Annotated in this window: 18 protein-coding genes; 17 read left to right on the plus strand and 1 reads right to left on the minus strand. The window is 58.7% G+C overall.

Features of this window, described 5'->3' with window-relative positions; all coding sequences use genetic code 11:
* The first annotated feature begins 205 nt into the window (after positions 1–205).
* From Q2T52_RS12130 to Q2T52_RS12170, 9 genes are all read left to right on the plus strand, one after another.
* Positions 206–979, plus strand: coding sequence for a DeoR/GlpR family DNA-binding transcription regulator (locus Q2T52_RS12130; RefSeq protein WP_302077000.1), 774 nt, complete (start codon positions 206–208; stop codon positions 977–979).
* A 50-nt stretch (positions 980–1,029) separates the two neighbouring features.
* The gene (locus tag Q2T52_RS12135) at positions 1,030–2,595 is read left to right on the plus strand and encodes an ABC transporter substrate-binding protein (RefSeq protein ID WP_302077001.1); all 1,566 of its coding nucleotides are present in this window, start codon (positions 1,030–1,032) and stop codon (positions 2,593–2,595) included.
* Between the two features lie 57 nt (positions 2,596–2,652).
* Complete coding sequence (locus Q2T52_RS12140) at positions 2,653–3,594, plus strand: ABC transporter ATP-binding protein (protein WP_302077002.1); 942 nt, start codon at positions 2,653–2,655, stop codon at positions 3,592–3,594.
* On the plus strand, positions 3,591–4,625 hold the full coding sequence (locus tag Q2T52_RS12145) for an oligopeptide/dipeptide ABC transporter ATP-binding protein (protein WP_302077003.1): 1,035 nt from the start codon (positions 3,591–3,593) through the stop codon (positions 4,623–4,625). Before Q2T52_RS12140 ends, Q2T52_RS12145 begins: the two co-directional genes overlap by 4 nt.
* Entirely contained in the window at positions 4,622–5,539 is a 918-nt protein-coding gene (locus Q2T52_RS12150) for an ABC transporter permease (RefSeq protein WP_302077004.1), read from the plus strand. Before Q2T52_RS12145 ends, Q2T52_RS12150 begins: the two co-directional genes overlap by 4 nt.
* A 1-nt stretch (position 5,540) precedes the next feature.
* On the plus strand, positions 5,541–6,419 hold the full coding sequence (locus Q2T52_RS12155; RefSeq protein ID WP_302077005.1) for an ABC transporter permease: 879 nt from the start codon (positions 5,541–5,543) through the stop codon (positions 6,417–6,419).
* Between the two features lie 16 nt (positions 6,420–6,435).
* Positions 6,436–7,236, plus strand: coding sequence for a glycerophosphodiester phosphodiesterase (locus Q2T52_RS12160; protein ID WP_302077006.1), 801 nt, complete (start codon positions 6,436–6,438; stop codon positions 7,234–7,236).
* A 185-nt stretch (positions 7,237–7,421) separates the two neighbouring features.
* The gene (locus Q2T52_RS12165) at positions 7,422–8,435 is read left to right on the plus strand and encodes a sterol desaturase family protein (RefSeq protein WP_302077007.1); all 1,014 of its coding nucleotides are present in this window, start codon (positions 7,422–7,424) and stop codon (positions 8,433–8,435) included.
* A 3-nt stretch (positions 8,436–8,438) separates the two neighbouring features.
* On the plus strand, positions 8,439–9,539 hold the full coding sequence (locus Q2T52_RS12170) for a GNAT family N-acetyltransferase (RefSeq protein ID WP_302077008.1): 1,101 nt from the start codon (positions 8,439–8,441) through the stop codon (positions 9,537–9,539).
* Positions 9,540–9,941: 402 nt separating this feature from the next.
* On the opposite strand, the gene Q2T52_RS12175 is transcribed toward Q2T52_RS12170, so the two are convergent.
* A complete protein-coding gene (locus tag Q2T52_RS12175; RefSeq protein WP_302077009.1) occupies positions 9,942–10,631 on the minus strand; it encodes a GntR family transcriptional regulator in 690 nt (229 codons plus the stop codon).
* A gap of 240 nt (positions 10,632–10,871) precedes the next feature.
* Here Q2T52_RS12175 and Q2T52_RS12180 point away from each other — a divergent pair, with 240 nt between their 5' ends.
* The 8 genes from Q2T52_RS12180 (at position 10,872) to Q2T52_RS12215 (ending at position 19,841) form a co-directional block, all read left to right on the plus strand.
* Positions 10,872–12,425: an ABC transporter substrate-binding protein gene (locus Q2T52_RS12180; protein WP_436799526.1), complete on the plus strand. Its 1,554-nt coding sequence runs from the start codon at positions 10,872–10,874 to the stop codon at positions 12,423–12,425.
* Positions 12,426–12,566: 141 nt separating this feature from the next.
* Positions 12,567–13,532: an ABC transporter permease gene (locus tag Q2T52_RS12185; protein WP_302077010.1), complete on the plus strand. Its 966-nt coding sequence runs from the start codon at positions 12,567–12,569 to the stop codon at positions 13,530–13,532.
* Positions 13,533–13,544: 12 nt separating this feature from the next.
* Complete coding sequence (locus Q2T52_RS12190; RefSeq protein ID WP_302077011.1) at positions 13,545–14,501, plus strand: ABC transporter permease; 957 nt, start codon at positions 13,545–13,547, stop codon at positions 14,499–14,501.
* 9 nt (positions 14,502–14,510) lie between these two features.
* Positions 14,511–15,704 carry an amidohydrolase family protein gene (locus Q2T52_RS12195; protein ID WP_302077012.1) on the plus strand — a complete coding sequence of 398 codons (1,194 nt, stop codon included), beginning with the start codon at positions 14,511–14,513 and terminating at the stop codon, positions 15,702–15,704.
* The gene (locus tag Q2T52_RS12200) at positions 15,701–17,206 is read left to right on the plus strand and encodes an amidohydrolase family protein (protein WP_302077013.1); all 1,506 of its coding nucleotides are present in this window, start codon (positions 15,701–15,703) and stop codon (positions 17,204–17,206) included. The genes Q2T52_RS12195 and Q2T52_RS12200 overlap by 4 nt, the downstream gene beginning before the upstream one ends.
* A gap of 20 nt (positions 17,207–17,226) precedes the next feature.
* Positions 17,227–18,216: an ABC transporter ATP-binding protein gene (locus tag Q2T52_RS12205; RefSeq protein WP_302077277.1), complete on the plus strand. Its 990-nt coding sequence runs from the start codon at positions 17,227–17,229 to the stop codon at positions 18,214–18,216.
* On the plus strand, positions 18,213–19,181 hold the full coding sequence (locus tag Q2T52_RS12210) for an ABC transporter ATP-binding protein (RefSeq protein WP_302077014.1): 969 nt from the start codon (positions 18,213–18,215) through the stop codon (positions 19,179–19,181). Before Q2T52_RS12205 ends, Q2T52_RS12210 begins: the two co-directional genes overlap by 4 nt.
* 18 nt (positions 19,182–19,199) lie before the next feature.
* Positions 19,200–19,841: a flavin reductase family protein gene (locus Q2T52_RS12215; RefSeq protein ID WP_302077015.1), complete on the plus strand. Its 642-nt coding sequence runs from the start codon at positions 19,200–19,202 to the stop codon at positions 19,839–19,841.
* Positions 19,842–20,125: the final 284 nt, after the last annotated feature.

A 20,125-nucleotide genomic window follows, 5' to 3' on the forward strand; every position in this document is an offset into this window, starting at 1 on the left:
TTTATCTTCATGTTTTGAGCAAGCGAGCTGAGCTGAAAGGCAACTGGCGAAGATTGATCGTTTTCGATCATTTTCCATCTGCGAAAGACTTGAGCGCTTGGAGCCCACCCCAAACGGGCTGAGCGTCACATCAATGTCACCGAGAAATGATAGATATCGCTCATCATTGAACGAATTCTATCATTTGCATGAGAAGGGGCGGGGGGTGTTGACGCAAGCGGAGGATCGTCAGGCGAAGATTGTAGAGCTGCTGCGCGAACAGAATTTTGTCGATATTCGTACGCTAACGGAGCGCTTCGATATTTCGGTAGCGACTGTCCGACGCGACCTTGATGAGCTAGAAGGTGCCGGTCTTTTGCGCAGGACGCATGGCGGAGCCGTGAATGTCAATCAGGTCGCGCAGGACGCAACAAACGCGGCTCGGCTTATCTCCAAGCAGGCCGAAAAAGCTGCCATCGCCGAGGTTGCAGCCGGCATGGTGGCAGATGGCGATACCGTGTTGCTTGATGCCGGCACCACCGCGCTGGAAGTGGCCAAGAAGCTTTCTGGGCGCAGCAGCCTGACGTTTATCTCAAACGGGCTAGACATCATAGCGGAACTGTCCCGTTTCGACGGGCAGAGCATCTATTCGGTCGGTGGCGAGTATACCGAAACGAACCGGTCCTTCCGGGGGCCGCTGGCCGAGCACTTCATTCGGCAGTTCAACGCGGACAAACTCATTCTCAACGCGGCTTCGATCGACGTCGATCGTGGGCTTATCTGCACGGGCTCGCCCCTGAACGCAAGTGTGGCCCGCGCCATGATCGAAATATCGAGGCGGGTGATTGTCGTGGCCGACCATTCGAAGTTTACGAAATCCAGCCTCTCGGTCGTCACCAGGATTGAAGACGTCGGCGTCGTCGTCACCGATGCAGGTGCAAAATCCATCATCGATGCCGCGCCCGACAAGCTGCGAAAGAAGTTCGTCGTGGCGAACTGATCCCCTTTTCTCGTTTTCATCAACAGCATCTTCCAATCAGGAGACAGCAGATGCTCAGGACCAACCGTAGAAAGTTCATGATCGGCGCCAGCGTTGCGGCGCTTTCTTCGACCGCCGGTGCCAGGTTTGCCTTTTCGGCGGAGCGGCGCGCGTTAAAAATCGGTGTCAACGGAATCCCGGTGACGCTGGAGCCAATCAACGCCATCAGCAATGTCGGTCCCCGCATCGTCAACCAGATCTTCGACACCCTGATCGTGCGTGATTTCTTCGGCAACGGCGCGCCGGGCAATGGCATCAATCTCATGCCGTCGCTTGCCGAAAGCTGGGAACGGATCGACGATAAATCGGTGCGCTTCAAGCTGCGCCAGAAGGTCATGTTCCACAATGGCGTGGAGATGACGGCTGACGATGTCGCCTACACCTTTTCGTCTGAGCGATTTTGGGGGCCGGATGCGATCAAGCTCATCCCGCTCGGCGGTTCTTACGCGCTCGATTTCGACGAGCCGATTGTGGAGGACAAATACACCGTCGTCATCCGCACCAAAACCCCCACACCGCTTACCGAGTCCTACGTCGCCTCCTGGATGGGCCGCGTCGTTCCCAAGGAATATTACAAAAAACTCGGGACGGTCGCCTTCGGCACCAAACCGGTCGGGACCGGTCCGTACAAGTTCGTCGAGTTCGTCGCCAATGACCGTGTCGTGGTCGAAGCCAATGACGACTATTGGGGTCTGAAACCTACCGCGTCGAAGATCACCTATCAGCTCGTCGCCGAACCCGCGACCCGCGTTGCCGGTCTCATCAGCGGCGAATACGACATCGTCACGACGCTCACTCCCGACGATATGAACCTGATCAACGGTTACTCCGATCTGGAGACACGTGGAAATATCGTCGAGAACTTCCATATGTTCACGTTCAACATGAACCAGCCGATCTTCCAGTCGAAGACGCTGCGTCGCGCTCTGGCGCTTGCCGTGAACCGCCAAGTGATCGTCCAGTCACTATGGCAGAACAAGGCGTCGATCCCGAACGGCTTCAATTTCCCGAACTACGGCAAGACCTTCGATCCGAACCGCCGGGCCATGGAATATAATGTCGAGGAAGCCAAGCGCCTGGTAAAGGAAAGCGGCTACGACGGTACGCCGATCACCTATCACACGATGGGCAACTACTACGCCAATGCCGTGCCGGCTCTGATGATGATGATCGAGATGTGGAAGCAGATCGGCGTCGACGTGGTGCCGAAGGTCTATGCTCCTGGTGCTGCGCCCAAGGACCAAGACAGCTACATTCGCAACTGGTCGAACGGCCAGTGGATGACTGACGCCTGGGCGACGATGATCTGCGAATTTGGTCCGAAGGGGCAGGTCCAGAAGCGGTGGGGTTGGAAGGCGCCGGCCGAATTCAATGAACTGTGCGTCAAGGCATCCCAGATGCCGGAAGGCAAGGAGCGTTTCGACGCGTTCAATCGCCTGCGCGACCTCTTCGAGGAAGAAGCACCGGCCGTCATTCTCTACCAGCCGTTCGACGTTTATGCCGCCCGCAAGAACGTCAAGTGGAAGCCTATCAGCTTCGAGATGATGGAATTCCGCAACAACCTCAGCTTCTCGTAACGCCAATCCAGCGAATTCGCGGTGCGCATTCGTGCGCACCGCTTCTGGAGGTCCACCATGTCCACACTCCTGACCGTTCGCGATCTCGTCGTCGAGGTCCCGGCTCGCAACATCAAGATCATCGACGGCATCAATTTTTCCCTGGATTCCGGTCAGACGCTCGGCCTCGTCGGCGAATCCGGCTGCGGCAAGAGCATGACCTGTTATGCCGTTGCCGACATGCTGCCGCGCGGTATCGCCCGCATCGGCGGCAGCGTCACCTTCGAGCAGGACGCCGGCGGCGGCAGGGCAACCCCGAAGATCGCCATGATCTTCCAGGATCCCACCAGCAGCCTCAATCCCGTTCATACGATCGGCTACTATTTGGAAACAGCGCTCTATCGCCACCAGGGTCTAAAGGGCATGGACGCCCGAATGGAGGCCGTGCGGCTTCTGGAGCGGGTCGGTATCGATCGCGCGGCAAGTCGGCTGCGCGCCTATCCGCACCAGTTTTCCGGCGGGATGAACCAGCGTGTGATGATCGCGCATGCGCTTGCGGCCAAGCCCCAGTTGCTGATTGCCGATGAGCCGACGACGGCGCTTGACGTCACCATGCAGGCGCAGATCCTGCATCTTCTCGAAGAATTGAAGGCCGAAACCGGCATGGCCCTGATGATCGTCTCTCACGATCTCGGCGTCATCGCGCGTCTCGCGGACAGGGCGGCTGTGATGTATTGCGGCAAGATCGTCGAGACCGCGCCCGTCGCCGAACTGCTGCAGAGGCCCGCGCATCCCTATGCCCGCGCGCTGATCGACTGCATGCCGAGCATAGATCCGCAGGATCTGGACCCGCCTGTGCCAATCCCCGGATCCGTGCCGCTTCTCGACAGCCTGCCGGAGGGATGTCACTTCCATCCTCGCTGTTTGCGCGCAAGCGTGGAATGCTCCGCTCATTTCCCGGCCTCTGCCGCTGTCGGGCTTGCTCATGAGGCGTCCTGCTATCATCCGGTGGCGGCATGAGCGCTCCCCTCCTGAAAGTCAGCGGCCTGACCAAGGCCTTCCGTCACAAGACCGGTTTTTTCGCCCGACCGACCAGCCAACTTGCGGTGAACTCTATCGATCTTGAACTTGCACCGCACGAACGGATCGGCGTCGTCGGCGAATCCGGCAGCGGCAAGTCCACGCTCGGCCGGCTGCTGCTCGGTTTGACGGAACCGACCGAGGGCGATGTCTGGTTCGAAGGCGTCAATCACAAGGAGCGGCGCGAACGCGACTGGAAAGCGTTCCGGATGCGCACCGCGCTCGTACAGCAAAATCCGCTTTCCGCCCTTAATCCGCAGATGACGGTCGGGCAGCAGATCGCCGAAGGACTGCTTGTCCATCATGTCTGCAACCGCAATTTCGCCTATGAACGAGCCGCAGCGATGCTGGAACGAGTCGGCCTGCCGGGCGCGATGATGAACCGCTATCCGCACCAGATGTCGGGCGGGCAAAGGCAGCGTGTGGTCATTGCACGCGCCCTGATCCTCGATCCAAGGCTGGTCGTCTTCGACGAGGCGGTCTCGGCACTTGACGTTTCAGTGCAGGCGCAGGTGGTCGCGTTGTTGCGGTCACTCTGGCAGGAACTCGATCTCGCCTACGTCTTTATCACGCACGACCTTCGCATCGTACGTCATCTCGTTGACCGAATCGCGGTGATGTATCTCGGTCGGGTCGTCGAGATGGGCGATATCCGGTCGGTCTACGCATGGCCGCGCCATCCCTATACGCGGGCGCTGCTCGCCTCCGTCCCGAGCTTGGATCCGGCGATCCGCAATATCGAGCCGCCGATCAAGGGAGAGCGCGACGCCTCGAAAGTCTCCACCGGCTGCGCTTTCCGCTCACGCTGTCCGTTCGCGATCGACAGGTGCGCCATCGAGACGCCCGAGCTCCGGCATGTCGGCGGCCAGCAGGTCGCATGCCATCTTGCCGATGAGCTTCCAAAATCGATTGCCTCACCCGGCGGAACCCTCTCGCCGAGGACGGCCGTCGCACAGGAGATGGCGCTATGACGGCCTTCATTCTTGCCCGCTTCCTCCGGGCAATCGCAGTGCTCGTGTTTACGGTCACGCTTGTCTTCATCGTTCTGCGTCTTACGGGCGATCCCGCCCAGCAGATGCTGTCCGATAACGCTGGTCCGGAGGCGCTGGCCGCGTTCAACGAAAAATGGGGCTTGGACCGGTCCATTCCGGAGCAGTACCTTTATTATGTAGTCAATGCGCTTCGTGGCGATTTCGGTGTATCCTTCGCAGATGGACGCGAGGTCTTCACCGTCGTCGCCGAACGCATTCCAAAAACCCTGGTCGTCACCGTCTCGGCCTTCATCCTTAGCCTGCTGATCGGAATACCTGCTGGCATTCTCGCAGCAGTGCGACGGGAAACGGCGCTCGACAAGAGCGTGATGGCTGGCGCAGTGCTGGGCTACAGCGTTCCGAACTTCCTACTTGGTCTCGTTTTCATCTTCGTCTTTGCTGTTTGGCTTCGGGTTCTGCCGAGTTCCGGGAGTTCGACCTGGAACCATGCGGTCCTGCCCGTTGCGACGTTTGCGCTGTTCAACGCAGCGGCCATTGCGCGCTTCATGCGCTCGACGCTGATCGATGTGCTCGGCCAGCCCTATATCGCAGCGGCACGCGCTGATGGCATTCCCTACTGGGATGTTATCCTCCGTCACGCTTTGCCCAATGCAGCTATCCCGATGGTGACGACGATCGGCTTCGTTGCCGGTGGACTGCTCGGCGGTTCGGCGTTGATCGAGCCGGTTTTCGCCTGGCCCGGGCTCGGCAGCGGTTTCGTCAACGCGACAAATACTGGAGATCTGCCGGTAGTCCAGGCGATGATCGTGCTGTTCACCGCCTTCATGGTTGCGATCAATTTTTCGGTCGATGTCCTCTATGCAGTTCTCAATCCAAAAATCAGGAAGCACTGACATGGCTTTCGCGACATCGTCCCGATCTCCCACGCGTGCCATCGGCAATCCATCGCGCGGGCCACTGCGCGGAATGCCCGTCAGCATCGGCCTTTGCTGCATGTGGATCGCCATCGTCATCTTCATCGGCCTGTCGGCCACCTGGCTGGCGCCCTATGACTACACGCATCAGGACCCGCTTGCCCGCTTTGCGCGGCCTTTCGTCTCCGCCGCGCATTGGTTCGGCACCGATTATTTGGGGCGCGACGTGGTGAGCAACCTGCTTGTCGCTACCCAGACCACGCTGATGATCGCACTTGCAGGATCGCTGATCTGCGCCCTGATCGGCACCAGTCTTGGTTTGATAGCGGCTCACTTCGGCGGGTGGATGGACAATGCGATCATGGGCTTTGCCGATGCGATGGCGGCGGTGCCTTTCATCATTGTCGCCCTCAGCGTGCTGGCATTTTTCGGCACCAGCCCGCTGCTGTTCGTTTTCCTCGTCGGTTTCGCCAACTGGGAACGTTATGCGCGCCTGACTCGCGGCCTCGTCCTCAGCGCCCGGGAGGAGGGGTATGCGGAAGCAGCCCGCATCGTCGGCGTCCCGGCAATGCGGATTTACCTGCGGCACATGTTACCCAATATCGCCGGGCCTCTCATCGTGCAGTTCACCGTCAATTTTCCGGAAATCATCCTGCTCGAAAGCGGCCTGAGCTTTCTCGGCCTCGGCATCCAGCCGCCGGAAACCAGTCTGGGGCTAATGGTCGCCGATGGCCGCACCTATCTCGCCATTGCCTGGTGGCTGGCTGCTCTTCCCGGCGCCGTCATCGTCCTCACCACGCTCTCCATCAGCTTACTTGGAGACTATCTGCGCGATCGTCTCGATGCGCGGCTCCGTTAAACCCAAAGGATTCCAGATGAACCCGCTCAGAATGACCATCGAGAACATGCGCCTTGGCGGACATCGCGGCCATAGCGCCGGCGCGCCAGAAAACACGCTCTCAGCTTTCCGCAAAGCATTTGAATATGCCGGTTCGCTTGTGACGTGCGAAACCGATCTCAGCATCACGAGTGATGGCGAACTGGTTCTGATGCACGACAAGACCGTCGACCGCACGACCAACGGGCATGGCATCGTCCAGCACATGACCTATTCGGAAATCTCCAGGCTCGACGCAGGCAGTTGGTTCAGCGAGGAGTTTGCGGGAGAACAGGTCCCGCGCCTGCGGGATGCGCTTGAATTGGGCCGCGAACTCGGCATCATCTACCAGCTCGAACTCAAGATCTATGATCGCAACGACGTCCTGTTTTCCAAGCTCAGGTCGCTGATCGACGAACTCGGCTGCGCCGATCTCCTACAATTCTCCTCTTTCGACTACGTCCAGCTGAAGGCCGTCAAAGCGGCTATCCCGGAGGTTCCGACCGTCGGCCTGATGCATTCCCGGATGATCGATCCAGCGGCAATTGCTCGGCAGGCTGATCTCGATGCGATGAACATCGAACTCTACCATTTCGCCAGCGGCGAGCCACGCCAACTTCATAACGAGGGCATTGCCGTCTTCACATATCTGCCGACCGGCTATGCAGAGAAGCTGATGCAATACGGTACTGATATCGAAGCGCAGATCGTTGAATGGGTTCGCGAGGGCCAGCTGGACCAGCTTCTCGGCGATGACGTGGCGCAGGTGACAAGGTTGAGGGATCGGGCCCGTGGCTGATATGCCAATCTCCACGTTGGCTGCTCATCATTTATCATCTTGCAAACAAAAATGGGCTCCCGATTTCATCGTATATATGAAACAGATAAAATGAGAGGGCGTGACGCCGATTTCGTTAGGGAAGCGGCTGTAGATTGCTTGTCATCGTCAGATGTGACTGAGAAGAGGCAAATCGGGGAGGGGCCATGTTGGTTGATGTGATGACAATGATCGCGGCCCGGATCGCCAAGGTGGACCTCATCACGCCGGGCATTATTCTTGGTACGGCTTTCATCTGCGCATTGGTCGCTTACTGGAAGGTGGTTGAGAAGAAGTCTTTGCGTGGCTTCTTCGAGTTTGCGTTTCCAGCCGAAGTGATGACGCACCCGTCGGCGCGAGCCGACCTTTTGTTCTGGATCACCAAAAAGCTTGCAATGCCATTTCTTGCCATTCCAGCAGGCGTTACGTTTGTCACCCTTATGGGTTATGCGACGAACAAGGTGGTCGGCGGCCTATTCGGGATTGAAACGCCTCTGATCGAGGGCCCAGCAGGCCCCATCACCGTCGTGATGTTCACCATCACAATGCTTCTTGCCTATGATATTTCCTACTATAGCTATCATTATGTGCAGCATAAAGTGCCGTTCCTGTGGGAGTTGCATAAGGTTCACCATTCCGCGGAAGTGATGGTGGGAATAACGAAAGATCGGGTACATCCGCTTGATGATCTCATTAACCGGGCTTGGGACGGCGTGGTCGCCGGGTTCTGCTTTGGACTTTGGACGCTCATCGCACTAGATCCTGTCGAGGTAACGGTGTTCGGGGTCAGCGTCTATCTGGTCCGAAATATCCTCATGATGGACTTTGTGCGCCACACGCACTTCAAGATCTCTTTCGGCCCTTTGAACAATATTATCCTTTGTCCCCACTGGCATCAGCTGCACCACAGCGTCGATCCGCGACACTACGACAAGAATTTCGGCCTGCTCTTCTCCTTCTGGGATCGTCTTTTCGGTACGCTTTTCGTTCCCGCGCCAGGGGAGAATTTCAAATTTGGTCTGATGGACCGCGATGTTCGCGACTATCAGTCGCTGCAGGGGCTCTGGATTCGGCCGCTCAGAAAGATGACATGGCAGCTGGCGAAAATTTCTCGCCGTTTTCGGGGACGAATATCCAACAAGGCTGACGCAGCACCCGCTGAACCTCAGCAAGGCGGATAGTTCATGACAGTTGAGCATCCATGCCCTAATGCTCGTTCGATGCGGACCGAAATCATTCTCACAACAGAATGCCTGCGAATGTTGGGCGCTGCCTGGCAGCGGCTTTGGCGAGACCAGGATGGCTCCATATTCCAGAGCCACGAGTGGATTTCGGCATGGTGGCACAACATTGATAATCAGCAATCACACCGGCTTAGGATTGGCGTCCTTTGGGAGGGCGAGCGACTGCTTGCCGTCATTCCGCTGGTCATATGTCATAGAAAAGGTTTTCGATTTCTGGAATGGGCGGGGATCGTCCATACCGATTACGGCGACATTCTAACGTCGACGGACTGCCCTCAATCCGAGTTGACCGCACTCTGGAAGACGCTCGTTGATTATGGTGGCTTTGACATCTACGCCATTACACGTGTTGCGCCTAACAGTGCGGCAGCCGATTTGTTTGATGATATCAGCAGGACTGCCCCCCAGATCGCTCGAGGAATGAAACCGGAGATCAGTTATCGGGTGCGTCGAGAGGGGCAAGATGGAACGGCTTGGTACAATTCTCTGTCGAAGAAAATGCGCAAGACTCATCGTCATGGCTACAACGTGTTGGAGAGGGCCGGGGAAGTGCAGTTCCGACGCGTCAGCGATGACGTCTTGGAGCCTGTGTTAACGCGACTGTCTAGACTCAAGCAAAAGTCTCTTAAAAATCGAGGTATATCTTCTCAGCTTTTTGTTGCCGATATGCGCCTGCTGACAGCATTCGTTGACGTGATCAGTCGCTTGCGAAAACTTCATATTTTCGTACTTGAACTCGACAACTCCGCCTGCGCGATTTCGGTCAACTTCGAGGAGCACGACACTATGATGTGTTGGGTAACGACGTTTGACGCGTCCATTACGCAGGCGTCGCCGGGACTTATGCTGATCGTAGAGTATATAAGGTGGTCCTTTGACCGGGGGATTTCCTGTGTCGACTTTCTGAGTGGCGGAGAAGCATTTAAAACTCGTTTTTCCAATCATGCCGAGGAGCTACAATCCTTTACAGGTCACCGAACACTGAAAGGTCTGTTAGGATTGAGGCTGCATAAATTGCGCGAAAGATTCACAAACTTCTGAAAAGGTTTCTTTTTTTGCAGCTGAAGCTGGAATTCCGGTGTCAACGCAACGGCAACAGCGCCGATGGCAGAGATCGATGACATCGGCCACCCGACGCATCTTCCGCTGCTGGTGGGCTTCGGCCTCATCGTTGCGTCGCCCCTCAAGTAGGCGGTCTCTGGTGAAAACCGGTGGAGTTGAGCCGTGCTCGCTCTTCCGTATCGCAGCGAAGCCTTTGCGGAGAACGGGCCGACCCGAAGGGCGGCGTCAACCGGCATGTATTGACGGCACTGGACCGTGATGGGGCGCCTTCCGCCATGATCTTCGTGCCTTGCCGCGATGGCCTCAGCCATACAAGGCGGAGCATTTAGAGTATTTCCTGCTGCAGGCAACCGCTGCTTTTTATCTCATTGCAAGACAGCCTTAATCGGACTTAGCCATATATCGGCTCAGGATTTCACTGATGTCCGGACCTTCCCGGTCATCGTCCGCCTTGGCGCGATCCTCCACTGCGTGCAGGTGGTGGTCCATGATTTCGGTTGCTCGCGCAAGATCCTGCCGCTTCAAGGCTTCGATCAGTTGGATATGCTCGTCGATCCCACATTCTGCCGAATGCGGTCGGCCAAAACGGGCAAGGATCAATGACGAGCGGGACACAACCTGGCTGATAAAATCGATCAGCAGCTTGGCCCCTGTGAGTTCGGCCAGGAGGATGTGAAACTCCCCCGCAAGTCGAATGGAGCGCGGAGACGATGCCTTGAGCGCCCGTTCCTCCTCGCGCACATGGCTGATGAGGGCGTCGATGCCGTCTCGCGGCATACGCTTGCAAAGCCTTTCGATCACTTCCCGTTCGAGGCAGCGCCGTAGCGCGAACACTTCTACGGCCTCTTCCAGGGTCGGCATGGCAACGGCGGCGCCGCGGTTCGGCTTGATTTCCACCAACCCATCGGATGCCAGCCGCAGCAGCGCATTGCGTGCACTCGTACGGCTGACGCCGAATGTGTCGCCGATCGAATCCTCCGGCAACTTGGTGCCGGGTTTCAGTGCCTGCTCCAGAATTGCCCGGCGCAGTGAGCCATAAATCGCATCACTTCTGCTGAGATTCGTAGACATCGCCCATGGTCTTTCGCCTGAATGCAGTTGAGCTCCCTATCGCACAGATATTGCATTAAATCCAGATGGCATAATTGCATTCAATTTTGTCTTGAGTTTGCATACGACCTGAGTTAGCCTCCGACCCAATCCACAGAGAATAGGGCGAAAAGCAGCCTGTGGGACTGGATTTTATCAACTTGCATTGGCTTTTCGCTCAAGAAAGAGCAGCCACTGCATGCAATCCTAGGGGAACTTTCAATGCGATTTACACGAATGACGGCAACCGGGATTGCGCTTCTGGCGCTCGCAATGCCGGCAATGGCCGAGACGCTGAAATGGGGTGCCTCGCGCGATATCAGCTCACTCGATCCCTATTCCTACGGTGACAGCTTCGCGCTGGGCGTGCTCAACCATGTCTATGAGGGCCTGGTTCGCTATGACCGCAACCTGAAGCTCGAGCCGGCGCTGGCCACGTCGTGGGAGATCATTTCGCCGACGACCTGGCGGTTTCATCTGCGCGACGGTGTCAAATTCCATAACGGCGCCGAATTTACTGCGGAGGACGTGCAGGCGTCACTGAAGCGCGCAAGCGATCCAAAATCACCGCTTCGCGGCAATATTCCAGCCTATAAGGGCTCGCACGTCGTCGATGCCCACACGATCGACATTGATGTATCCGCGAACTATCCGCTTCTCCTGAACGACCTGACCACCATCTATATCTTCGATGCCGGTTGGCTGAAGGATAACGGTGCCGAAGCACCAACCGATGTCGGCGCGGGCACTGAAGGCTATGCGACCTATCATGAGAATGGCACCGGCCCGTTCAAGGTTGAAAGTCGTCAGCCTGACGCAAAGACTGTGTTCACCAGGTTCGATGGCTGGTGGGACAAGCCGCAGCACAATATCGACCGGATCGAATTCACCCCGATTGCATCCAATGCAACGCGCGTGGCAGCACTTCTGGCCGGTGATATCGATTTTACCGATCAGGCTCCGGTGCAGGATATTCCGCGCCTGCAGGGATCGTCGCAGGTGAAGGTGCTGGAAGGCACCGATCTTCGCACGGTCATGATCGGCTTCAGTCAGCGTGACCAGCTGATCGATGGCAAGCCAAACCTGATGAAGGATATCCGTGTCCGTCAGGCCATGCAGATTGCGATTGATCTCGACCTCATCAACAAGAAGGTCATGCGCGGCAAGTCGCGCAATGCCGGTGCCCTTGTTGCGCCGCAGATCCCCGGCTACGACGCAGCCCTCGACACGCCTATGAAGGCCGATCCGGAAAAAGCCAAGGAGCTGCTGAAAGCCGCCAATGCTGACGGCTTTACCTTCAACTTCAACTGCGCCGACACTCTCGTCAACGAGGAACAGGTCTGCCAGGCTGTCGCGTCCATGTGGTCGCGCGTGGGCTTGAAGCCGCAGCTCGACCAGGGCACGCGCGCTGTCCAGACGCCGAAGCGCTCTTCGGGTAAGGTCGATGTCTATACGCTCGGCTGGGCGACGCTACCGATGCTCGATACCTATAGCCTCACCTCGCAGGTGCTGCACACGAAGGAAGGCTCGTTCGGCATCTTCAACTGGGGCGGCTGGTCAGACAAGGAGTTCGACAAGGTGACGGAAGCCTCCGCCGTCGAGTTGGACCAGGCGAAGCGTCTGGCCATGGAAGCGCAGTCGCTCAAGATTGCCAAGGAACACGTCCTGATGATCCCGCTTCACCAGCAGCCGCTGGCGTGGGCCACCAATTCCAAGATCAAGGACTTTCCACTCTTCTCTGACAACCTGCCCCGTTTGTGGCTGGTGAAGATGTGATGCCGCTTCCCTCGCCGTAGCTAAAGCGTGGCGAGGGGATAATTCCGGGCTCTGTGGGGTGTTCGAGGCGGTCCCGGCATTTAACGGGCAGGCTACGAAGCCTGAAAGCCACGCCCTTAAGGTCAAAATCAGGAACGTTTCATGCTCGCCTTTCTGGTCAAGCGCGTCGGCAATGCGATTCTCGTCATGCTGACGGTCGCATTCTTCGCCTTTCTGATCTTTCGGTTTCTCGGTGATCCCGTGGAGTTGATGGTCAACGAGAGCGCCACACAGGTGGAACGCGATGAGCTTCGCGCCCGGCTGGGACTGAATGACAGCTTCCTCGCACAATATGTGCGCTTTGTCGGGCATGCGGCACAGGGTGAGTTCGGCCTGTCCTGGCGCAACCAGCAATCCGTCGCTACGCTGATTGCCGAACGCTTTCCGGCGACATTCGAGCTGGTAATCATCGCGACGTTACTGTCCCTCCTGATCGGCATTCCGCTCGGAGTATTCACGGCGATCGGGCGGGGGCGGTGGTGGGCAGAAAGCCTGCAGTTGTCCTCGATCGTCGGCGTGTCGCTGCCGAGCTTTTTCGTGGGCATCATTCTCATTCTCGTCTTCTCCGTCAGCCTTGGCTGGCTGCCGGGCTATGGTCGCGGTGAGGTGGTAAAGCTCGGTTGGTGGTCGACGGGGCTTCTGACTGCATCCGGAAGAGCAGCGCTTGTTCTACCCGCTCTGTCACTCTCACTCTTTCAGATCACGCTCGTCATGCGTCTCGTTCGCGCGGAGATGCTTGAAACCTTGCGTGCGGATTTCATCAAGTTTGCCCGCGCCCGCGGCGTCAAGCACCGAGCCCTGTGGTTCCGCCATGCGCTCAAGAATTGTCTGATGCCCGTGATTACGCTGACAGCCATGCAGGTTGGCAACCTGATCGCCTTCGCGCTCGTGACGGAAACCGTCTTTCAGTGGCCGGGCATGGGGATGCTCTTCATGCAGGCGGTCACCTTTGTCGACATCCCCGTCATGGCAGCCTATCTCTGCATCGTATCCTTCATCTTCGTGACCCTGAACACGCTCGTCGACATTGCTTACGCGGTGATCGATCCGCGGCTGCGCGCCGCCTGACGGGAGCTCATCATGACAATCGTCGAACAGACCGCGAAAAAGCCCGCCCGCATCACGCCGTCATGGATCTCGCGCCTTCGCGAGACCGATCTGTGGTGGAGCTTCTGGCATCATCCGTCAGCGGTCATCGCCGCGGCACTGCTGCTTCTGCTTGTCGCCTCGGCCTTCTTTGCGCCGTGGATCGTGGTTCAGAACCCTTACGACCTCGCTTCGCTCGATCTCTTGAACGCGGAGATTCCGCCGATTTGGATGGATGGCGGCCAGTGGCGCTTCCTGATCGGAACCGATACGCAAGGGCGCGACTTGCTGTCGGCTGTACTTTATGGTTCCAGGGCTTCTATCATCATCGGTGCGGCATCTGTTGCCGTGTCGCTTGTCGTCGGCTCCGTTCTGGGTCTCATCGCCGGCTATTATGGTAAATGGGCGGACAGCCTGCTGATGCGGGCTGGCGACGTCCTCCTCTCGATGCCGACCATGCTGATCGCAATTCTCGTCTCGGCGCTGGCACGCCAGGCGCTGCCGGCATCGCTGCGCGAGATCGGCGCCTCGGCCGTCATCGTCTTTGCCATCTCGCTTTCCGCCTGGGTTCAATATGCCAGGACAGTGCGTGCGCTGACCCTGGTCGAGCGAAACAAGGAATATGTCCAGGCAGCGCGGCTGATCCGCGTGCCGACCTGGCGCATCCTCGTCAAACATATCCTGCCCAACACCACCACGCCGCTACTGGTGACCGCGACTCTCAATTTCGGCCTCGGCATCCTGATCGAGGCGACGCTGTCGTTCCTCGGCGTCGGCATGCCGCCGGAGCAGCCATCGCTCGGCACTCTGATCCGTATCGGCAATCAGTATCTGTTTTCCGGTCAGTGGTGGATCGTCCTCTTTCCGGGTCTGCAACTCTGTCTTCTCGTCGTGTCGATCAACGTGCTCGGCGACTGGCTGCGTGACGCCCTCAATCCCAAACTGCGCTGAGGTATTCCTATGAGCGATCTTCTGATCAAAAACGCCAGCTTGCTTGGCGGCGAACTTGCCGATATCCGCATAGAGAACGGCAAGATTGCTGCCATCGGAGCGTCGTTGACAGCCGAAGGCGTGCCGGTCGAGGATGCTGGCGGCCGCATTGCCATCCCAGGTCTGGTCGATGCGCACACGCACCTCGACAAGTCGCTGCTCGGCTATCCCTGGTACAAGAATGAGGTCGGCCCGCGGCTGATCGACAAGATTGATAACGAGCGAAAGGTTAAGCGCGACTACGGGCTCGATGCCCATGTCCAGTCTATGCGCCAGTCGCTGCAATCCGTCGGCTATGGCACGACGCTGATCCGCACTCATGTGGATATCGATACGGATCAGGGCCTGATCGCGCTTGAGGGCGTGATGGAAACCCGCAGGCAACTCGCCGGCATTGTGGAGATCGAGATCGTCGCGTTTCCACAGTCCGGCCTGATGCGCCGGCCGGGTACGGCCGAACTCATAGACCAAGGCATGGCGATGGGCGCCGATCTGGTCGGCGGTCTTGATCCTTGCGGCATGGATCGCGATCCGAAGGCGCATCTCGACACCATTTTCGCCATCGCCGAAAAGCACGGCAAGGGCATCGATATTCACCTTCACGAAGGCGGCGAGCTTGGCGCCTTTTCGATGGAAATGACGTTCGAGCGCATTCGCGCCCATGGCATGCAGGGCAAGGTCGCCGTCAGCCACGCCTTCTGCCTCGGCATGCCCGACTGGAACGCCTCGCAGGCGTTGATCGATACCTGCGCCGAACTCGACGTGCCGATCCTGACGACTGCACCGCCATCGCGCGAAGTTCCCTCTCTCAAGCGACTGAGATCTGCTGGTGTACGTTTCGGCGCTGGCGTCGATGGTTTCCGCGACACCTGGGGGCCCTATGGCAATGGCGATATGCTGGAGCGGGCAATGTTGCTCGGCATGAAGAACAACCTGCGCCGCGATGACGAACTGGCACTTGCTCTCGATGTCTGCACAACCGGCGGCGCGATTGCGATGGATCGCGCCGGACACGCGTTGGAGGTTGGCGGGCGAGGGGACGTCGTTCTCGTCGAAGGCGAGACCCTCGGAGAAGCGATTGTCACCCACGCGCCCCGGAAGCTTGTGGTGACAGCCGGAAATATCGTTGCCCGAGACGGCAAGAGCTTGCGTGACCGGCCATGACAAACGCGCCCCGTTGGTCTGACCTTCCCCTTGGTAAGCGGCCAGATGGCCGCTGGGCACTTCGCGCACGCTTCGTCATCGCCGACATGCCGCACGGGCGTCGCCTGATCGAGCACGGTGAGGTCGTCATGGAGCGCGATCGCGTCGTCTGGGTCGGGCAGAAATTCGAGGGCGAGGTTTCCGCGCGATACGACATGGGCGAGGCGTTGATCGGGCCGGGATTTGTCGATCTCGACGCGCTGTCGGACCTCGATACGACCGTGCTGGGCATGGATAACCAGCCCGGCTGGCGGAAAGGCCGTGTCTGGCCGACAGACTATGCGGCCCGCGCCTACGAAATGTACTCACCTGAAGAACTGGCTTTCCAGAAGCGGTATGCATTCGCGCAGCTGCTTCTGAACGGCATCACCTCGGCGCTGCCGATTGCCTCGCTCTTCTATCGGGCCTGGGGTGAAACCGTCACGGAGTTTGAGGCGGCAGCCGAGGCGGCAGAAGATCTTGGCCTGCGCGTCTGGCTCGGGCCTGCCTATCGCAGTGGCGGCGTTATCCTTGATGAGGCTGGCGCGATGCAGCCCATCTTTGATGAAGAACGAGGTCTGGCGGAGCTTGCCGAAGCCGCATCCTTCGCCGGCCGCGTTCACGGGCAGGCGCAGGGACTGATTTCCGGCATGCTTGCGCCCGATAGGGTGGAGACATGCACCGAGACGCTGTTGCGCCAAACGTTCGGGCACGCGCAGGACATGGACCTGCCGGTGCGCCTGCACATGGCCCAGGGCGACATGGAATTGCAGACTGTCCGACGGTTGCATGGTGTGACGGCCCCGGAATGGCTGGATGGCCTCGGCCTCTTGTCGTCGCGGCTGATCGCGCCGCATGCCACGGTCGCGACCGACGCTGATCTCGACCGCTATGCTGCAAACGGTGTCACCGTCGCCCATTGCCCACTGGTCTCCGGTCGACATGGCTCGATGCTCAAGTCGTTTTCCCGGCTCAAGGCCAAGGGGATCCGCGTCGGCATGGGAACCGACACGGCGCCACCGGACATGGTCTTGAACATGGCGACCGGACTGATCGTCAACCGCATTGCGGAAGGCCGCGGTGACGCAGGCTCAGCCGCCGATTTCTACGATGCGGCAACCATCGCCGGCGCCGATGCGCTGAAGCGGCCGGATCTTGGTCGTCTTTTCCCCGGTTCCAAGGCGGACATCGCCGTATTCGACATGGCCGACCGCATGATTGCGCCGCGTATCGATCCTATCCAGACCCTCGTCTATGGTGCGACCGGTCGCGTGACCCGCGCCACGATCGTCGACGGCCGCCTGTCGATGCGCGATGGCGCGGTGGCCGGTATTGATCTCCATGACGCGCGGAATCGGGCTCAGGCGCAGTTCGATGGCCTCGTCGCACGCTATCCTGAACGTACCTTCGGCCATCCGTCGGTCAGCGAGATTTTTCCACCAAGCTACCCCTTTCACTCCGTCTCCAGCGAGGTTCCCTCATGACTGTCGCAACCCATCCCTCCATGTCGGATGTGCCGGCGCTCGACGTCCGGGGCCTCTCTGTCGAGTTTCCGACGCGCAAAGGCGTTCTGACGGCGCTGTCCGAGGTGTCACTGACCATCCAGCGCGGCGAGATTGTCGGGGTCGTCGGAGAAAGCGGTGCCGGCAAATCAATGACCGGCATGTCTGTTTTGGGACTTCTCGAACCGCCAGGCCGGATTTCAGCCGGTGAGATCCGCATCGGCGGCAAGCGCACGGACAATCTGGGTGAATCCGAGATGGCGCATATCCGCGGCCGTATGGTGGGCGCCATCTTTCAGGACCCATTGACCTCGCTCAACCCGCTCTTCTCCATCGGCCAGCAATTGATCGAGACGATCCGCCTGCACTCCGATCGTAATCGCGCGGAAGCGAAGGCTCATGCGATCGACCTTCTGAAACAGGTCGGCATTCCCGGCGCTGATGAGCGAATTGATCACTACCCCCATCAGTTCTCCGGCGGCATGCGCCAGCGCGTTGTCATTGCGCTCGCACTGGCGGGCAACCCACAACTGATCATCGCCGATGAACCGACCACGGCGCTTGATGTATCCATCCAGGCACAGATCACGGCGCTGTTGCGTGAACTTTGCCGCGAGCACGGTACCGGGGTCATGCTCGTCACCCACGATATGGGTGTGATCGCCGAAACGGCGGATCGCGTGGCCGTCATGTATGCCGGCCGGGTCATCGAGGTCGGGCCGGTGGATGAGGTGTTGAGCAGGCCGAAACATCCCTACACACGCGGCCTGATGGGCTCCATTCCGGCACTTGGCGCGCGGGTGGAAAGGCTTGCGCAGATCGATGGCGCCATGCCGCGTCTCAATGCGATCCCCTCGGGCTGTGCCTTCAATCCCCGCTGTCTCGATGCCGGTCCGCGCTGCCGACAGGTGCGCCCGGCAATGGTCGCCGAAGGGAAGGGCGCAGCCGAGGGCGGCGTTGCCTGCCTGGTTTATGATGGAGGTGTGCAATGAGAAGCGCTGCCAATGCCTTGGAAGTCGATCAGTTGAGCCGTGTCTTCGACGTTTCGGCTCCATGGCTGACCCGGATGATCGATCGCAAACCGAAGCGCTATCTTCGCGCGGTGCAGGATGTCACGTTTGTCGTAGAAAGGGGCAAGTGCCTGGCGCTCGTGGGTGAATCCGGCTGCGGTAAGTCCACTGTGGCGCGACTTGTGACCGGGCTCTATCGCCCGAGTGAAGGCGCCATCGTGTTTGGGCCATCATCAGACGGCCGCCCGATGGAAGCGCAGATGATCTTTCAGGATCCGCATGCCAGTCTCAACCCTCGCTGGCGTGTCGGCGACATCATTGCGGAGCCGATCCGAGAGTTTGGCCTGCGCGAAGGCAATGACGCCATCAACGGCCGTGTGGCGGAACTGTTGCGCACTGTCGGTCTTTCGGCCGATGATACCAAGCGCTTTCCGCACGAGTTTTCCGGTGGCCAACGACAGCGCATATCGATCGCCCGCGCTCTGGCAAGCGAACCGGAATTCCTCGTCTGCGACGAACCGACATCGGCGCTCGATGTCTCTGTTCAGGCGCAGATCCTCAACCTCATGCGCAAACTGCAGGACGAGCTAGGTCTCACCTACCTCTTCATCAGCCATAACCTTGCAGTCGTCCGTCACATGGCGGACCGGATCGCCGTCATGTACCTTGGCCGGATTGTCGAGTCGGGGGAGACGGAGGCGCTCTTTGCCAACCCGCAGCACCCCTATACGCAATTGCTGCTTCAGACGATCCCGGACGTGACGTCGCCCAACCGCGACCGTCAGATGATGGGCGGTGAACCGCCAAGCCCCCTCGATCCTCCAAAAGGATGTGCCTTTCATCCCCGCTGTCCTGTCGCGAGCGAGATCTGCCGATCGGTTGCACCTGATGTGCGCCAGCGTCAAGGAGGCGGCTCCATTGCCTGCCATATGGCGCCGATAGACTGAGTCTTGAAGGAATTATCAATGACGATGACATTTGACGAAGCCACTGCGGGTGATCGCACCGGCTTCGATTTTACCGCACTCACGGCCCGTGAGCGCTACAAGCTGATGATCGGGACGATTATCCCGCGGCCGATTGCGCTTGTAACGACAGTTGACGAAAACGGCCGCGTCAACGCTGCGCCATTCAGCTTCTTCAATTGCCTGTCCGCTGACCCGCCAATTCTTGCGCTCGGCGTCGAAAACAATCCGGACATGTCATTCAAGGATACGGGCCACAATATCCGCATGACAGAGGTCTTCACCGTTAACATCGTCTCCTTTGCCATCGCCGAGGCGATGCATCGATGTGCTGCGAAATACCCGCGCGGGGTCGATGAACTGAAGGAAGCCGGGCTGACTTCTGTGCCGGGTACCAAGATCGCTGCTTCCTACATCAAGGAAGCACCGGCCGCTTTCGAGTGTCGCCGCCATATCACGCTTGAGCTCGGAAAGTCGCGCCAGATCATCATGGGCGAAATCCTGTTTGCGCATTATCAGGACGGTCTTGTCAATGATGCTCTGCATGTGGATCCAGTCGGCGTGGATGCCATAGCACGGCTCGGTGGCGATACCTGCTGCACGACCCGGGACCGCTTCGAGATGTTGACGCCGAAGTTGTGAAGTTTTGTTGGTTCTGCTGTGAGAAGGTGCAGGCCGAAATGCCGGACCATGTCGAACCGGAATATGACGGTCTGGCGTTCGAGGTCGGGATCCTGCAAGATCAATTGTACTCTCGGCGGAAGTTCAGCTCGCGACATCAAGCCATTGTTTTTTGGGCATGAGATTTTTGTTCCATAACTAAGCTTATGCAATTTTCGTTTTCGGCGACAAAGTTAGAATGTGCTGTTTCTGTTAGTTGGAATGTCACAATCCCCGCGCTTTTTTGCATGGGAGACAAGCAGATG

The organism is Rhizobium oryzicola (assembly GCF_030504645.1).
Classification (GTDB): domain Bacteria; phylum Pseudomonadota; class Alphaproteobacteria; order Rhizobiales; family Rhizobiaceae; genus Neorhizobium; species Neorhizobium oryzicola.

Excerpts from the sequence above, each read along its gene's own strand:
- Q2T52_RS12135 (WP_302077001.1), top strand. The coding sequence starts at position 1,030 with ATGCTCAGGACCAACCGTAGAAAGTTCATGATCGGCGCCAGCGTTGCG.
- Q2T52_RS12140 (WP_302077002.1), top strand. The coding sequence starts at position 2,653 with ATGTCCACACTCCTGACCGTTCGCGATCTCGTCGTCGAGGTCCCGGCT.
- Q2T52_RS12145 (WP_302077003.1), top strand. The coding sequence starts at position 3,591 with ATGAGCGCTCCCCTCCTGAAAGTCAGCGGCCTGACCAAGGCCTTCCGT.
- Q2T52_RS12150 (WP_302077004.1), top strand. The coding sequence starts at position 4,622 with ATGACGGCCTTCATTCTTGCCCGCTTCCTCCGGGCAATCGCAGTGCTC.
- Q2T52_RS12155 (WP_302077005.1), top strand. The coding sequence starts at position 5,541 with ATGGCTTTCGCGACATCGTCCCGATCTCCCACGCGTGCCATCGGCAAT.
- Q2T52_RS12160 (WP_302077006.1), top strand. The coding sequence starts at position 6,436 with ATGAACCCGCTCAGAATGACCATCGAGAACATGCGCCTTGGCGGACAT.
- Q2T52_RS12165 (WP_302077007.1), top strand. The coding sequence starts at position 7,422 with ATGTTGGTTGATGTGATGACAATGATCGCGGCCCGGATCGCCAAGGTG.
- Q2T52_RS12170 (WP_302077008.1), top strand. The coding sequence starts at position 8,439 with ATGACAGTTGAGCATCCATGCCCTAATGCTCGTTCGATGCGGACCGAA.
- Q2T52_RS12175 (WP_302077009.1), bottom strand. The coding sequence starts at position 10,631 with ATGTCTACGAATCTCAGCAGAAGTGATGCGATTTATGGCTCACTGCGC.
- Q2T52_RS12180 (WP_436799526.1), top strand. The coding sequence starts at position 10,872 with ATGCGATTTACACGAATGACGGCAACCGGGATTGCGCTTCTGGCGCTC.
- Q2T52_RS12185 (WP_302077010.1), top strand. The coding sequence starts at position 12,567 with ATGCTCGCCTTTCTGGTCAAGCGCGTCGGCAATGCGATTCTCGTCATG.
- Q2T52_RS12190 (WP_302077011.1), top strand. The coding sequence starts at position 13,545 with ATGACAATCGTCGAACAGACCGCGAAAAAGCCCGCCCGCATCACGCCG.
- Q2T52_RS12195 (WP_302077012.1), top strand. The coding sequence starts at position 14,511 with ATGAGCGATCTTCTGATCAAAAACGCCAGCTTGCTTGGCGGCGAACTT.
- Q2T52_RS12200 (WP_302077013.1), top strand. The coding sequence starts at position 15,701 with ATGACAAACGCGCCCCGTTGGTCTGACCTTCCCCTTGGTAAGCGGCCA.
- Q2T52_RS12205 (WP_302077277.1), top strand. The coding sequence starts at position 17,227 with ATGTCGGATGTGCCGGCGCTCGACGTCCGGGGCCTCTCTGTCGAGTTT.
- Q2T52_RS12210 (WP_302077014.1), top strand. The coding sequence starts at position 18,213 with ATGAGAAGCGCTGCCAATGCCTTGGAAGTCGATCAGTTGAGCCGTGTC.
- Q2T52_RS12215 (WP_302077015.1), top strand. The coding sequence starts at position 19,200 with ATGACGATGACATTTGACGAAGCCACTGCGGGTGATCGCACCGGCTTC.